The organism is Ruegeria sp. E8, from assembly GCF_056533985.1.
Genome location: NZ_JBQFOY010000025.1, coordinates 1 through 14,728 on the forward strand (window position 1 = coordinate 1; position 14,728 = coordinate 14,728).

Annotated in this window: 10 protein-coding genes; 8 read left to right on the forward strand and 2 right to left on the reverse strand. The window is 54.1% G+C overall.

All coding sequences use genetic code 11. The features are described 5' to 3' along the window. On the forward strand, positions 1-653 hold a 653-nt coding region (locus tag ACR0LF_RS21355), incomplete at its 5' end, for an ABC transporter permease (protein ID WP_480583425.1). 183 nt (positions 654-836) lie between these two features. Here the strand turns inward: ACR0LF_RS21355 and ACR0LF_RS21360 are convergent. Beyond that, the gene (locus ACR0LF_RS21360) at positions 837-1,871 is read right to left on the reverse strand and encodes an AraC family transcriptional regulator (RefSeq protein ID WP_480627648.1); all 1,035 of its coding nucleotides are present in this window, start codon (positions 1,869-1,871) and stop codon (positions 837-839) included. 96 nt (positions 1,872-1,967) lie between these two features. Here ACR0LF_RS21360 and ACR0LF_RS21365 point away from each other — a divergent pair, with 96 nt between their 5' ends. The 6 genes from ACR0LF_RS21365 (at position 1,968) to ACR0LF_RS21390 (ending at position 9,336) form a co-directional block, all read left to right on the forward strand. Then, a complete protein-coding gene (locus ACR0LF_RS21365; protein ID WP_480583419.1) occupies positions 1,968-3,419 on the forward strand; it encodes a flavin-containing monooxygenase in 1,452 nt (483 codons plus the stop codon). Next, positions 3,419-4,483, forward strand: a complete 1,065-nt coding sequence (locus ACR0LF_RS21370) for a saccharopine dehydrogenase family protein (protein ID WP_480583416.1) — start codon at positions 3,419-3,421, stop codon at positions 4,481-4,483. Before ACR0LF_RS21365 ends, ACR0LF_RS21370 begins: the two co-directional genes overlap by 1 nt. An 18-nt stretch (positions 4,484-4,501) precedes the next feature. Continuing rightward, complete coding sequence (locus tag ACR0LF_RS21375; RefSeq protein ID WP_480583413.1) at positions 4,502-5,347, forward strand: enoyl-CoA hydratase/isomerase family protein; 846 nt, start codon at positions 4,502-4,504, stop codon at positions 5,345-5,347. A 131-nt stretch (positions 5,348-5,478) separates the two neighbouring features. Beyond that, positions 5,479-7,965 carry a long-chain-fatty-acid--CoA ligase gene (locus tag ACR0LF_RS21380; RefSeq protein ID WP_480627652.1) on the forward strand — a complete coding sequence of 829 codons (2,487 nt, stop codon included), beginning with the start codon at positions 5,479-5,481 and terminating at the stop codon, positions 7,963-7,965. 32 nt (positions 7,966-7,997) lie between these two features. Next, positions 7,998-8,816 (forward strand): SDR family NAD(P)-dependent oxidoreductase, encoded by an 819-nt coding sequence (locus tag ACR0LF_RS21385; RefSeq protein WP_480583410.1) that lies wholly within the window; start codon positions 7,998-8,000, stop codon positions 8,814-8,816. Positions 8,817-9,024: 208 nt separating this feature from the next. After that, the gene (locus ACR0LF_RS21390) at positions 9,025-9,336 is read left to right on the forward strand and encodes a hypothetical protein (protein WP_480583408.1); all 312 of its coding nucleotides are present in this window, start codon (positions 9,025-9,027) and stop codon (positions 9,334-9,336) included. Between the two features lie 785 nt (positions 9,337-10,121). Here ACR0LF_RS21390 and ACR0LF_RS21395 read toward each other — a convergent pair. Beyond that, positions 10,122-10,532 carry a hypothetical protein gene (locus tag ACR0LF_RS21395; RefSeq protein WP_480583406.1) on the reverse strand — a complete coding sequence of 137 codons (411 nt, stop codon included), beginning with the start codon at positions 10,530-10,532 and terminating at the stop codon, positions 10,122-10,124. Between the two features lie 242 nt (positions 10,533-10,774). Between ACR0LF_RS21395 and ACR0LF_RS21400 the strand changes: the two genes are divergently transcribed. Continuing rightward, complete coding sequence (locus tag ACR0LF_RS21400) at positions 10,775-14,713, forward strand: hypothetical protein (RefSeq protein ID WP_480856466.1); 3,939 nt, start codon at positions 10,775-10,777, stop codon at positions 14,711-14,713. Positions 14,714-14,728: the final 15 nt, after the last annotated feature.

Below are 14,728 nucleotides of genomic sequence, written 5' to 3' on the forward strand. Positions count from 1 at the left end.
CAAACCGGCAGGTGCCCACCTTCGAGGTGACGCTTTACTTCAACCCCGAGCAGCGGTCGGCGGTCAATATCGTGCCGGGTCTTGTCGGCGTGATCCTGACCATGACGATGATCCTGTTCACTTCAGCCGCGATTGTGCGCGAACGCGAGCGGGGCAATATGGAGATGCTGATCAACACCCCGATCAAATCGATCGAATTGATGATCGGCAAGATCATCCCCTACATCTTTCTCGGCCTGATACAGGTCGCTATCATCCTCGGTCTCGGGCACGTCCTGTTCGATGTCCCAATAAACGGCGGATTGGGCACTTTGCTTGTGGTGACCTTGTTGTTCATCATCGCCAGCCTGTCGCTTGGGCTGGTGATTTCCACGCTTGCGCAGAACCAACTTCAGTCGATGCAGATGACCATCTTTGTCCTGCTGCCCTCGATCCTGATGTCGGGCTTCATGTTCCCCTTCGACGGTATGCCACAACCCGTCCAGATGATTGCTCAGGTCCTGCCGGCAACCCATTTCATGGACATGATCCGCGGCGTGGTCCTGCGTGACGCGTCGCTTTACGAGTTGCGCTGGGGAATTCTCTGGATGATCGGATTTGCGGCATTCGGATTGTTGGCGGCCACTCTGAGGTTCAAGAAACGGTTGGGTTGAAGGCGGCCCTAACCTGCCGTTCGACCCCGGCCACCTTCTCTGCGGTGCGGCCCGCCAACGCTGCCGTTGGCAGCGAGCGTGAAATCGCAGTTAGGTCAAAATGGCGAATTCACTATGGCGGTTGGAATTGTAGGTACGTTCAATTTGTAAACTTTTGGATAAACCCGAGTTAGGATGACCTCTCTATAGACTTGGTGGGCCAAAACTGGATTTGAGACGTTTTCGCACGTCAGTTGGAGGTACGCCAAACCAACCGTGGCAAGCTCGGGTAAAAGCTGATTGTTCCGGGTAACCCAGCAAACCCGACAACTGACCCAAAGAAACCTCGGTTTCTTCGAGGTAGCTCTTCGCCAACTCCTGCCTCAATTCATCCTTGATCTGATGGAAAGTTGTACCTTCGGCGCTGAGACGGCGGTGAAGGGTTCGAGGGTGAATGGCCAGGATTGCGGCGATGTCATCCCTGTTTGCCTGAGGCGTTCCCAACAGGGGACGCAAAATGGCGCGTACCCGCTCCGAAATCGTTTGTGACGGATTGCGAAAGTTCCGTGACAAGTAGTCTTCAACGATCTCTTTCAGTGCCGGGTTACCTCCGGAAAGTGGCGTAGCCCAACCGCTGGACGCAATATGGAGAGAGGCCGTTCCCTGGTTCACCATGATAGCGGTGCCAAAGTATTGTCGATAATCACTTTGAGGCGCGATTGGAGTGTGGGGAATGGTCGCTGCCTTCAAACGAAAAAAATCTGGATTGAGGATACGCGCTATCTGAAAAGCCGTGCCCAAACACAGATCTATAGTTTGGCGTTGTCGTGGTTGCCCTTCCAATCTGATTTCGATGGAGACTTCGATTGCATCTTCGATGATCGGGCTCTTATCCCGAATACTCAAACGCAGGCCGGGGCTGTGAATGAACAGATAGCGAGAGGCAATCTGCAAGGCTTCGAACGGGGTCGTTGTATTCTGCATGGCGATGCCCAGAGGGCCAAGCACACCAATATCCTGTTTTAGTGAAATCTTCAGGCCAAGGTTTGGACAGTCCGCGGCTACGCTACTGGCTTCCAGAAGCGCACATACCGCTGTCAAAGATACTAAAGCGTCATCGTTGTCCAAGGCTGTTGGGGGAATTCCAAAGCGTCTCAAAAGCGGCAGCGGGTCTTCCCCCAACTCCCGCATGACCGAGCGATACCCTCGCAAACCGCTGGCTCTGACCATACTACCCATGTCCTCTAATGGTAAATCTTTGTCCTACAATGTCAAGACAAGGGCGGCTCTCGCCCTTAGTTTCTTGGGAACTTCAGACCCACCGGAGAATGTAATATGTCCAGTAATCATTTTGACGTCCTGATCATCGGCGCGGGCCTGTCCGGTATTGGAATGGCGTGCTACCTGACCAAGGACTGCCCGAATAAGACATTTGCCATTCTCGAACGCCGCCAGGCAATTGGGGGGACATGGGATCTGTTTCGTTATCCGGGCATCCGGTCAGATTCTGATATGACCACGTTTGGTTACAAGCTGCGACCATGGAACGAAACGCGTATCTTTGCCGATGGCCCATCCATTCGCAAATACATCTCTGAAACAGCCCAGGAATATGGCGTCGACAAGAAGATACAATTCGGCCTGAAAATCACCAGAACTGAATGGTCGAGCGAAGAACAGGTCTGGACTGTAACTGCGCAGGACGAACAATCCGGTGAAGTATGTGTGTTCACCTGCAACTTCCTGGTCGGAGCCATTGGCTATTACAGCTACGATCAGGGTCACCTTCCAGAGTTCCCAGGCGCTGAATCCTTCAAGGGCATTTGCGTGCATCCGCAATTCTGGCCCGAGGATCTGAAGTACTCAGGCAAGAAGGTCGTGGTCATTGGCAGCGGCGCAACTGCAGTTACCCTTGTACCGGCTATGGCGGACGAAACTGCGCACATTACCATGCTTCAGCGCTCTCCGTCCTATATATATTCATTGCCTTCCATCGACGGTATGGCGGAGGTTCTCCATCGACTCGTGCCGTCAAAATGGGTGTACGGCTTCCAACGTTTGCGGAACATTTTCGTCCAAAGGTCGATTTTCAAGCTGTCCCGACGGTTCCCTAAGATGATGCGCTCGGTGTTCTTGCGTTCAGTCCGAAAGCGGCTTGGCACAGGTTTCGACATGGCCCATTTCACACCAAGCTATATGCCATGGGATGAACGGCTTTGCGCTGTACCTGATGGTGATCTGTTCAAAACTATTCGCGACGGAAAGGCATCTGTTGTCACTGATCACATCGAACGCTTCACAGAGACCGGTATTCTCCTGAAATCTGGCCGTGAGTTGGAGGCGGATATCATCATAACCGCGACGGGCCTCAAGCTTGAGCGTTTTGGCGGTATTGATATTCGAGTGGATGGTCAGCCTGCGCCTGTCAGCGACCACCTGACGTATAAAGGTGTGCTTGTCCAGGACACTCCCAACCTCGCCTATATTTTTGGTTACACCAACATTTCATGGACTTTGAAGGCGGAAATGTCAGCCGAGTATGTTTGCCGCCTTCTGAATGAGATGGATCAGCGACAGGTTTCTGTTGTCACGCCACGTGCTCCTGCCGGGCAAGTTGCAAGCGAAAACATCATGGGTGCCTTGCAGCCCAACTACGTTACACGGTCTCAGGCATTGCTGCCCAAGCAAGGCCGCGATGTTCCTTGGCGGATTTTGCACCACTTCGAGAAAGATCGTGTGATGTACCGCAAGCCAGTGGCTGATCCGGCATTGGAATGGAGCACCTGATGTCCAAGGAGCTCATGATTTACGGTGCCTATGGCTACACAGGAGTATTGATCGTCCAGGAAGCAATTGAGCAGGGATTGACCCCTATCTTGGCAGGGCGATCAATAGAAAAACTCACTCCGATTGCCAAAGAGTTCGGCCTGGAAGCTCGAGCGTTTGATGTAACTGAGGCGGGAGATAATCTGGCAGGTATTTCGGTCTTGCTCAATTGCGCAGGTCCATTCTCGAAAACTGCCATGCCGCTGGTTAATGCTTGTATCAAACGCTTGGTTCACTACGTGGATATCACCGGTGAAATCGGCGTTTTCGAAGATTGCCACGCGCGACATCACGAAGCATCGGAAAATGGTATCGTGCTTTGTCCAGGCGCGGGCTTTGATATTGTCCCGACCGATTGTCTGGCAGCGGGTCTGAAAGAAAGACTTCCTGACGCAACAGTACTGAACCTCGCGTTTTCATTTGGAACGAGGCCAAGTGCGGGCACGCTAAAAACGGCGGTAGAGGGCTTGAGTGCCGGCGGCATGATCCGCCGAACACATCGGCTTGTATCCGTCCGAAACGCATACCGCATCCGCAAGATTTCCTTTCCGTCAGGGCCAAAATGGGCCGCAACTATTCCGTGGGGCGATGTTTTTACTTCGGGCGTTTCTACCGGCGTGGCAAATGGAATGGTCTACGCCGAAATGCCCTTGGCCCTCGGGGTTGCGATGCGCGCGCTCAATCCATTTCGGCGCGCATTCGGCGCGCATTGGGTTCAGAAAAGACTTGTTGGAATGGTTGAGCGTTTCTTTGCTGGTGGTCCAAGCGTTGAAGCCCTTGCCGCTGAACGCACGCAGTTCTGGGGCGAGGCAATCAACGAAGATGGAAAGCGTGTCACAGGAAAAATGAGCGCCTCGAACGTCTACGCCCTGACAGCGGAGGCAGCAGTAGCAATTGCTTCGCACTGCCTGGAAGATTTCGGGCAGGCCGGGTTCGCGACGCCGTCGATGCTTATGGGCCCGGGTTTTGTCACGACACTGCGTGGTGTCACGCAGGAATTCGAGCACTCCAGCTTAACAAGCTAACATCAGAGGATCTCCACCATGAAAAAGCTCGATGTCACTCGCCATAACGAAATCATCACCGTAGCGATCAACGAACCGCCGGTGAACGTTATTTCGTCAGTACTCCTGGCTGAGTTGGACGATTTCCTTGACGAAATCGCGCAGGATGAGATGTCGAAAGTTGTTATTTTTCAATCTGCGAACACACAGTTCTTTTCTGCCCAACTCGATCTCACGGTAATCAACGGAACGCAGGAAGGTCAGCGTGATTGCGGGACCTTCAACGAAATAATCATGAAGATCAAAGCCCTGCCGCAGCTGACTGTTTCCGTCGTCGACGGCATCGCGCGCGGTGGTGGAAATGAACTGGTGATGGCGTGCGATTTGTCTTTTGGCACAGAGAACGCAGTGTTTGCGCAGCCAGAACTGGCCACCAACATCCCTACCGGTGGGCAAGGGGCCGTACAGTTTACCCGGCGCATGGGTAGATCGAAGGCGCTTTTGGCCTTGTTGACTGGCAGCGACTTCACCGCACAAGAAGCCGAGGCACTCAGCATCATCACAAAATTCGTCTCCAAGACAGCGCTCCCGAGCTTTCTTGAGCGACTGAAACAACGTCTCACCTTTGTAGAACGTCGTGACATCAAGATGCTCAAAGACATCTGCGACGCGTCTATCGAAAGTGAAGAATCTGGCGCTGACGTTGAGCTGGAATATTTCCTCGAGCGCGCAAAGGAAGACAAAACTCAATCCATCATCGCAGTAGGATTGAAAAACGGCAGTCAAACGGAACGCGAAGCGACCGACATGGACGGATTGATCGCCGAAACGCTTATCGAACTCCAAAAGATTCAAACTGCAATGTCGTCAGAAGCTGAAAACTAAGTACGCATTTGGCGGCGACAGCCAGGCTGATTTGGTAAAATGATTGAGGCTCCCTGATGAACACTCAAAAGGTAAGAACCGTTAATCTGAACGGTGATGCAGGCCGGTTGGAATTCTGAATTCTGGATTCCATCACCGACAAAGCCAAGGCTGATCTTCTGTTTGTTCACGGTGCCTGGTCTTCGTCCTGGTATTGGGAAACCTTCCTGATGCCGTATTTTTCCGAGCGCGGATATCGCACGGCGGCGTTAAGCCTGCGTGCTCATGGCGGATCCGAGGGGCGTATTCGCTGGTCGTCAATTGGCAACTACGTGGAAGATGTACGGGCCGCAGCGCAAAAGTTAAACAACCCGGTTCTTATCGGCCACTCGATGGGTGGTTTCGTCACACAAAAATACGTGTTGCGCTATGGGGCAGCGGGGGCGGCCCTGCTGGCTTCTGTCCCACCAACAGGTGCCTGGCACGCATTACGGCGCGTATTGACAGAGCGCCCCAAGGCTTTCTTCAAAACACTGGCAAAGCTTGATCTCTACCCCATCGTTGAGGATCCCGAAACCGCCAGAGGCCTGCTGTTCTCGCGCGATGAAAACCGAACCGATAAGGATCATCTGCTGCGTCACCTGCAATCCGAGTCATTTCGCGCGCTTCTGGATATGTTGTTTCTGCCATTGCGCGGTGCCTTTCCGGATGACATGCCCAAGCTCGTTCTTGGAGGTGAGTTTGATCAGGTTATCAGCACCAACAACGTGAGAGCCACCGCGAAACGGCACAAGACATCACCCGTTATCCTGCCGATGAACTCTCATATGCTTTCTATAGATGACCGTTGGCAAGATACCGCCGCGATGCTGGAACATTGGCTGGAACGGGAGGTTGTGAAGACGCCGCCCGCATCCGATCCGGCGCCGTCGCGAAAACCTGCCTCGGCCCAGAATCCAATAAATGATGACCGCCGCTACCCGCCTCATGTGAAAAGGAGAGCCAAAGTGCTTGGACAGATGCAATACAAACCGCTGACTTTGCCGTCGATCCTTGAAAACGTTGAATCTAAATACCCCGACCGCAAGATCTGGTCGCGAGAGTTGGCCCCGGAAGCTGGTAAAGTCGGGCTCGTTCACGAAACGACCTGGGGAGAGGTCGCGCGCAGATCACGCAAACTTGGTCGCGTATTGCTGGAGAATGACATCCAAGAAGGAGATCGGGTTGCTTCCATTGCGTGGAATACGCATCGCCACCTGGAGCTTTACTACGGCGTCACCGGTATTGGTGCTGTGCTTCATACGATCAACCCTCGCTTACCACTATCTCACATCCGGTTCATGCTCGAGGAAGCCGAAGACAAGGTTGTGTTCTATGACGGAACGTTCTCTGGACTCGTAGACTCACTCAAACCCATGTGTCCTGGCGTTCAACGCTGGGTCCAACTTTCAACCGCGCCGATGAAGCCGCATTGGAGCGACACCGATGCCCACTATGAAACCCTGATTGAAGCAACGTCACCGCTGGAGGCGTTTCCAGACCTGGACGAACACGGGGCTGCGTCGCTTTGCTATACTTCCGGTACGACCGGAAACCCCAAGGGCGTTCTGTATTCACATCGAGCGCTGGTTTTGGAGAGCATGACGGCTACCGGGCGCGATGTGCTGGACTTATCCCGCAGTGATGTCATTGCGCCCATCGTCCCCATGTTCCACGTCAATGCCTGGTCGCTTCCATTTGCAACTGCACTTGCAGGATCATCGCTGGCATTGCCAGGCCCTGCTTTGCATGGTGAAGCCCTGTACGAATTCTTCACTGCAACGGGCACGACAATGTCGGCTGGTGTGCCAACCATTTGGCAGAACTTGCTGGAGTACATGGACGCCCAAAACCATACATTCACCACCATGCGTCGCACGGTCATCGGTGGCTCGGCTGTTCCAGAAACGATGATCCGTCATTTCCGGGACAAGTACGACGTCGAGGTCGTGCACGGATGGGGCATGACAGAGACCTCCCCGCTTGGGACAATAAACGCTTTGTCCAGTGAAGAAGCACTGACATTGTCCCCCGAAGTGGCCGCCCAAACCTTGAAGCGACAGGGCCGAGCCCCGTTTGGAGTTAATCTGAAACTGATGGACGAACATGGGGAGGCCCTGCCGAAAGATGGATCCGCAACAGGTCATTTGGCGATCAGTGGTCATTGGGTAATCGACAAGTACTTTGGCAAAGCTGACGAAGCTGCCCCAGGTGGCTGGTTCGATACTGGCGACATTGCCACCATTGACGACCACGGCATCATGACCATCACGGATCGTGACAAGGACTTGATCAAATCAGGCGGCGAGTGGATCAGTTCAGTATTGCTTGAGGAGATTGCCTTGTCTCACCCAAGTGTTGCTGAAGCGGCAGCCATCGCAGTTCCCCACCCCAAATGGGATGAACGCCCACTTGTCATCGTCGTGCCCAAAGCCGAGGCAAAAATAGAGCTTGAAGAACTGAAAGCACATTTCAAACCTCATCTCGCAGCGTGGCAGGTCCCGGATATTGCCGAAACTGAACAGCTCCCGTTAGGGGCAACCGGCAAGGTGTTGAAGACGGAACTACGCCAAAGTTTCAGCGCTTTCCACGAATCCTAAGCATTTGAACAAAAGCAATTTTGGAGAGCAACATGGCGCGATTTGAACTCAATGGGAAAACCGCACTCGCAACCGGGGCCGCCGGCGGAATTGGTGCGGCACTTGCTCGCCAATTGGCGTGCGCCGGGTGCAATCTGGCTCTGGCGGATATCGACGAGGACAGATTGGCCCGAACATCTGACGCAATTCAAAATGCTGCGCCCGAAATCAAAACGTCATCGCATTTCGTTGATATGGGGAAACCGGAAACAACAGCTGAGCTTGTTCACGAGGTCATATCGGTACACGGGCAACTTTCCGTCCTGATCAACAATGCCGGCGTCGCCCTGGGTGGGCGTTTCCGTGATGTTGAACCGGCAGATTTCGACTGGCTCATGCGCGTTAATTTCTCCGGGCCTGTTTATCTTGCGCGTGAAGCGCTCAAACACATTGAGCAGTCCTCTGATGGCGCCATCGTCAATATCTCAAGTATTTTCGGCATCGTTGCTCCTCCTGGGCACAGTGCCTACTGCGCTTCGAAATTTGCCATCAGAGGTTTTAGCGAAGCTCTTCGACACGAGTTGGAAGACAGTTCCACGCATGTCCTTGTCGTTCACCCCGGAGGAGTGAACACAAACATCGCCAATGCCGCCAAAATCTCGTCCAATGCAAACGCGGCAATGATTGAAAAGGACAGAGAGCGCCTGCAAAAGGCGCTCAAATTGACCCCTGAAAAAGCTGCTGCCGAAATTCTGCAAGCACTGAAGAAAAAACGCCGTCGTGTATTGGTTGGGAAAGACGCGAAATTTCTGGATCTCGTTCAAAGAGTTTGGCCGTCAGGTTATAATACGGCCCTTCATCATATGTTCTAAAAGTTCCAGTGAACTGTCTCACATAGCGCTTCCTCTATGCCTCGCCACCTTTTGTGAGCCAACATGGATGCTTCCCAAAACAACAAAAATGACAAGCTGATCCAAGAATTGAGAGGAGTACTTGATGTCTATCGTTGGTGAAATTTGGGAGAGCTTTTGCCGCCTTCCATTTTGGGTCCGCCTATGGATTTTCTTGTGGTTGGTTCCTATGAATGGATTTTCTCTGGCTTTTCTCGACGAACCAAACGGTACTGTCGTGGCCGCGCTGGCTTTGGGCGGTATGATCCCAAACCTGCTGATCCTCGTGTTTGAACGTGGGTTTTCCCGCCTTTTGTCCCTGCCACACTTGTTGATTTGGCAACCGTGTATCGCAATCGGCGCAGTAACAGTCACGCAACCTTCAGTGTCGCCAACCTTTGTTGTCTATCTTTGGGTATTGATTGCGACGAATACCATTTCGATTGCGTTTGACTACTTTGACTTCTTCAGATGGCTGCGAGGCGAACGCGCAATAGCTTGATCCCACATTACTTCTTCTCATCACTCGGATTGCTGACAATGATGAACAGTTAATCCCGAGAAATCCCCGTTCCAGAAACTTGGCTCACTTCACCGGACGCATATCCGGATGGCGCTCTGAATCTAAGAACTGCTTCAAACATCACCTGAAAGGAAAACAAATGAAACGCTACTTCGTGACTCTTGCTGCACTTGCAATGTTGCTCTCAGCCTGTAACGAAAAGTACCCGTTGTCACGATGTGATACAGACAAAACATATCCGATTGCGTGTCAGGAAATCGGCGATCAGCCAATGAGACCTGCGAGCGATCCGCAGGATCTGAACTCACTGCCCTCCGGCGCATAGTGCCGATCAATTCCTGCATACGCTGGCGTATTTTGGATCGTTTTTAACTGAATCGTCTACGCGCAGTCATACTCAAGACATCACTATTTCGGGCGTTCGTTCCTGGTAGTGGTGTCGGCTGGCAGTCAGGGAACATGTCAGCCCCCCGATTTCGCGGACGGCATTCAACCGCTTCAATCTTAGTCGGAAAAAAGTACGTAGAGGGCTCAGCAGGCACTGGTTAGTCATACGGCAGCAGTTAAAGTGAACTCTGATCCGGCTGCGGACGCGGCGCAACTACTTGGTTTGAGCTGAAAGTGGAACAGCTCTCCCGGCCCAAAGCTGTCCTTGTTCAGAGATCCCGTCGCTGCAGCGCAATTTCCCCTTACCGGACATTAAACAAAGTGTCCCGCCGCTGCGGTGGCAGCCCGCATTCCTAACAGATGCTGACTCAGGTTGACTATTTTAAATCAATTGATTTGGCTCTTACTGCAAGGTCTTGCAGGCTAACGTCTTCGTGCTGAACGTTGTCAAGAACACGATGAAGCTGACCTAGAACCCTCTCGATACGGCTTAATTGGTGCCTAGATGCTGCGACATGCCTGTGAAGAAGGGCCAAACACTCATCCCATTTGCGGATTGAAGCAAACCGAGAGCTGTTTGAAATCGTAATCTGAGTGTTCTGCGAGGTTGCTAGGCCGACCTCTGTTTCCGATATCAACTGCCCAATGAGCGGATTGATCTGACCTAGAAGCAGGTCTTCGTCGTCAGGGTGCTCACAAATGGCAGCGATACGATGCTGTAGATGCACGTGTTCTGACCTCAGCAACTCAATTGCATCATTTAGATTGAGCTCGAACTGGGCGTTCAATTTGGTCGCCTCAGAATATTTGGCGCTGACGGCATGAGTGTGATTTTGACCGAGGCCGAGTATCGAGAATATCCAAGATAGCAATTTTTGCCCTTTCTGCGATATCTGCCTATGCAAATACTCAATCTGACTGCAATTTAGCTCGAAACTACTTGCCTTGGCTACGGGCTGGGAAATCAGTGCATCCCAGGATAAATCCTGTATGCTTCAAGGTCGCAACTTCTGAATACGTGGTGGTAAGATTGGCGACGAAAACAAAGAGTAGACAGAGGCTCGGCACCTCAGAAGCTCTGCTCAGATCGGCGAAGGCTGCGTCCAGGGCTGGTTCCAATGCAGGCCGGGGTTTTCGTTACCAAGATGCCGTGACCGCTTGGTTAGCTGTGGAAATATGGGCCGGTCAGCGAGCGCCCGCCATCGTGATCCCAGAAGGTGGCGACGATATTGAGCTGCGTGGCGAAGCAACGAGCTTTGTCCAGGTCAAGAGTCGGCGGGAACACCTTGGGGACTATACAGAAGGCGAGACAGTCGGACACATAGGGGATCTGTGGAATCGGTCGCTTGGCTCCGCACCTCAGCCGCAGCGACTGGAACTCGTTCTTGAGCGGGAGGTGGCGGGCCTCAATCCCCTCTACGACCACTCCGCAGTCCGCCCAATCGAAGGTCCGATCAGCACAAGACTTTCAAAGATCAGTGGGGCCTCTGATCTTCTCCCAAGAACATCAATCACCGTGGCGACCTCACCGCAGGAATGGGCGATCAGCCAGATCGTAGATCGGCTGAACTGCGTCCCTATCGCAGCCCAGATGTGCTTTGCCGAACTGCTTGTTCGCGTGGGCTCTTTGGCAGACGCCAATGGCCGGTTGGCGTCAGAGAACTATCGTGGCGTTTCGATCTCTGACACGGAAACGGCAATCCGAGATGTCTTGGCTGCTATCGACGTTGACGCGATCGAACGCGCCCTGAGGGATGGAGTCTGTGAGCCAGTCGACTTCCTTACACCTCTCGACGACCCAAATTTCTATCTCGGAGTCGATGTAGAACCCGGTCATATCGCGGCAGGTTTGGTGGCCGAGCGTCCCCAAAGCAGATCGGCGTTGGTAGAAGGGATTGAACAACGCCGGGCCGCGTTGATCGTTGGACCGTCAGGGGCCGGAAAGTCCGCTTTGATGTGGGAGGCCGCCAACACACTGCGCCATACGGTGCGGTGGTTTCGTATCCGTCGTCTGAGCTCGGCGGATATTCCATCTCTGCGCCAGTTAGTCCGGACGTTTCGCGCTTCAGAAGACAGCCCCCTGGGCTTTGTCATGGATGACGTCGGCCGGAATGGGCCGGAAAGTTGGGGTGTCTTGCTCAAAGAAGCGATGTCTGTGCCAGGCGTTATCCTGCTCGGCTCGGTCCGGGAAGAAGATGTCACGCTGATTGCCGAGCGTGCGCGGGCAGCCGAAATACGCGCCGATCCTGACAAAGAACTCGCAGAACGACTCTGGCGAGAACTGCGCAAAGCTAAAAAGACGAACTGGGCGGGTTGGCGCGAGCCGTGGAAGATGAGCGATGGTCTTCTTCTTGAATATGTCCATATCCTGACGCGCGGACAGAGGATGCACGAACTCCTCGCCGACCAGGTTGCGGCTAGGGTTTCAGATCCGAAACGTTCCCTCGAACTTGATATTTTGCGATCCGGCGCCTGGGCAGGGGCCGCGAACGCCGAAGTCGATGCATCGCGATTGGCGCACGCGCTCTCGGTCGGTGAGGCCGATCTGTCACGCGCGCTCCAGCGCCTCATCCAGGAACACCTGGTCCGTTCACCTGCTCCGGGCGCGGTCACCGGCCTGCACCAGCTTCGATCGGAAGAATTGTTGCGGCTCACACACCAGACAACCTTGCCGACCTTCGAAACAAGTTTCGAACGGACGCTCGCAAGTGTGCCCGACTCCGATCTCGAGCCCTTGGTCGCGGATACGCTATCTACGCGACGCTTACCTGTTTCGGCGGTGCTCAATGGCCTAATTGCCCGCTTGGAGGGCGGGCGGGATGCACGGGCATTGGCCTCAGCCCTCCGGGGTCTGGGTTCGGGCCGCGTTTCGTCCGGCGTCGACGAATGGCTGGACACGTCTGAAGTGCATGCGCTGCCGCGAACGCAGGTCGGAAGCGCCGCAATGTTCGGGATCGCGGGTATTGACCTGAGTGGTCTCAGCATCATCCCGGAGGTCCAGGCCGCAGCGGAACGACTTTTGCAGATAAAAGGTTCTCCGGAAGATGACCCTCGCCGCTTGTTGATGGAGCGTCTGTCGCCTTCTGCCTTATCTGAAGTGATTGAAACGGCTGACCTTACGAGCCTTGATGAGATTCTCGCGGCTTTGGTTGGAATGCCTTTACCTGCCAAGGTACGGACTAGTCTCGTGCATGCTCCAGACGAGCTATTGAACGCCGATCTGAGTCTATTAGCGTCGGTGATGGGCACACTCACTTCTTTAGATCGCGAGATCGCCAGTCACTGGGTCGCCGAAGTCGGGCAGGAGGCATTATTCGCAAGGGTTGAAGAGGAAACGGCTTGGGCCGGACCTGTAACTACCGAGGATGCCGATGACGGTGTGATAGTCAGTTGCAACTTTTGGTATGTCGCAGGCTCCGTACAGGAAAACCCGCATGATGCTGTTGTGAGCTTGTGCGAGTTGATCTTGACACTGTGCCCATCTGCTGAAATTGCGGCGTCCAACGCCGTTACGGCAAGCGGTGAGTTGGCAGGTCTTGCCCAGATGCCGCTCGCGGCCAAGCGAATTCCCCGTGACAATCTCCCCCCACCATCAGTTTCCCAGTGGAATCGGCGGTGGGTTGATCTGGTTTCCCGGCGCGTCGCCGCTCCGAGCTATAGCGATTATCTCGCAAGTGGCATGGCAACTCTCGAGGCTCTTGTGCCTACTTTGGAGAAGGTCTTCGACGCGCATTTTCGAGGAAAGAATGCACTCGGCGATCTCGCCGAAAGGCTGAATTCACTCAATGCGGATATTGAAGCACTTACACCTCCTGCTGTTTCGTCATTGGATGCGTCGGGAGCGGGAAGCGGAGAAGCCAACACCGCCGTCACCAAATTTCAGAACCTCCTTCACAGCGCGAGCGTCAATCTCGTCAAAAGGTTCGCGATACTGCCAGACCAAGCTGGCGCATACATCGCCTGGTTGGGCGATCTCATCGCCGATGCGGACACTGCAATTGCTGAAGAGCCTTGGCAGCTTATCGGAGACGGACCTCCGCCGATGCTTACACGCCTCAAGACGCTCTTGGAGACGTTGAGACTTCTGGCCGGAGAAGCACACGAAAGAAAGCAGGCGCCAGCGGTAACTTGGGCGGCTCGCGGCAATGGTGCGCGAACTGGCAACGCTATGAGGCTCGTATCCCTCTCTGCGAAAAACGCGGGAGAAGCTCGACTAGCAAAGCGTAAGGCAGAAATTGAACGCTTGGCAGAGGAAGCCGGAGTCGCCGCACAGTTCCATCTCCGCGTTAACGCCAAGGGCATTCTACCGTGGCCGCCAACAGACGTTCTCGCTCTGTTGCCCGCGCCCGACATTGCGGATGCGGCGGTCACGCTCGCGGAACAAGCCGAACTCGTGCGGTCATTGGTGGACTCGTCAATCCATCTGACGATCATGCCTAACATTGAGGATGTCGTGTTCCCGGCGCTCGCACAGGCGGGTTACCAGACTCTCCTTCCTGACGCGCAAGGCGCTGCCCTGTGGGCCGAACAACTCGGATTGCAGCAAGCTCCATCTGCGATGGCCAGCATGTTCGGCGAGGTGCTGAACCTTGCCAGTGAACTTGGAGCAATGGATCAAAATCACCTTGGCATTGACAACCGTCCCGAAGACGAAATTATTGCCCGTCAGAGCCTCGAGGCCACCTTCGCAGGAAAACACGAAGAACTGACCAGACGCCTCACTCCCCTCGACCCAGCCTTGCAATCGGATGTGTCCGAATTGATCGACCATCTGCGAACCGGGGACGTTGACTTTGCTGCAGAAGCGCAGGCCTCGATTGGCGGGACTTCAAGCATTATCGCCGAGGCAGCGGGATATTTATCTCTGCTTTTGATGTCAGCCGAGATCGACGGTAATCCAAACGTAGGGCAACTGTTCGAGCATGTCCAAGCGTCCTCAACCGAGCAACCTGTCGATGGTCAAGAATAAGAACAGAGACGAATT

Excerpts from the sequence above, each read along its gene's own strand:
- ACR0LF_RS21360 (WP_480627648.1), bottom strand. The coding sequence starts at position 1,871 with ATGGGTAGTATGGTCAGAGCCAGCGGTTTGCGAGGGTATCGCTCGGTC.
- ACR0LF_RS21365 (WP_480583419.1), top strand. The coding sequence starts at position 1,968 with ATGTCCAGTAATCATTTTGACGTCCTGATCATCGGCGCGGGCCTGTCC.
- ACR0LF_RS21370 (WP_480583416.1), top strand. The coding sequence starts at position 3,419 with ATGTCCAAGGAGCTCATGATTTACGGTGCCTATGGCTACACAGGAGTA.
- ACR0LF_RS21375 (WP_480583413.1), top strand. The coding sequence starts at position 4,502 with ATGAAAAAGCTCGATGTCACTCGCCATAACGAAATCATCACCGTAGCG.
- ACR0LF_RS21385 (WP_480583410.1), top strand. The coding sequence starts at position 7,998 with ATGGCGCGATTTGAACTCAATGGGAAAACCGCACTCGCAACCGGGGCC.
- ACR0LF_RS21390 (WP_480583408.1), top strand. The coding sequence starts at position 9,025 with ATGAATGGATTTTCTCTGGCTTTTCTCGACGAACCAAACGGTACTGTC.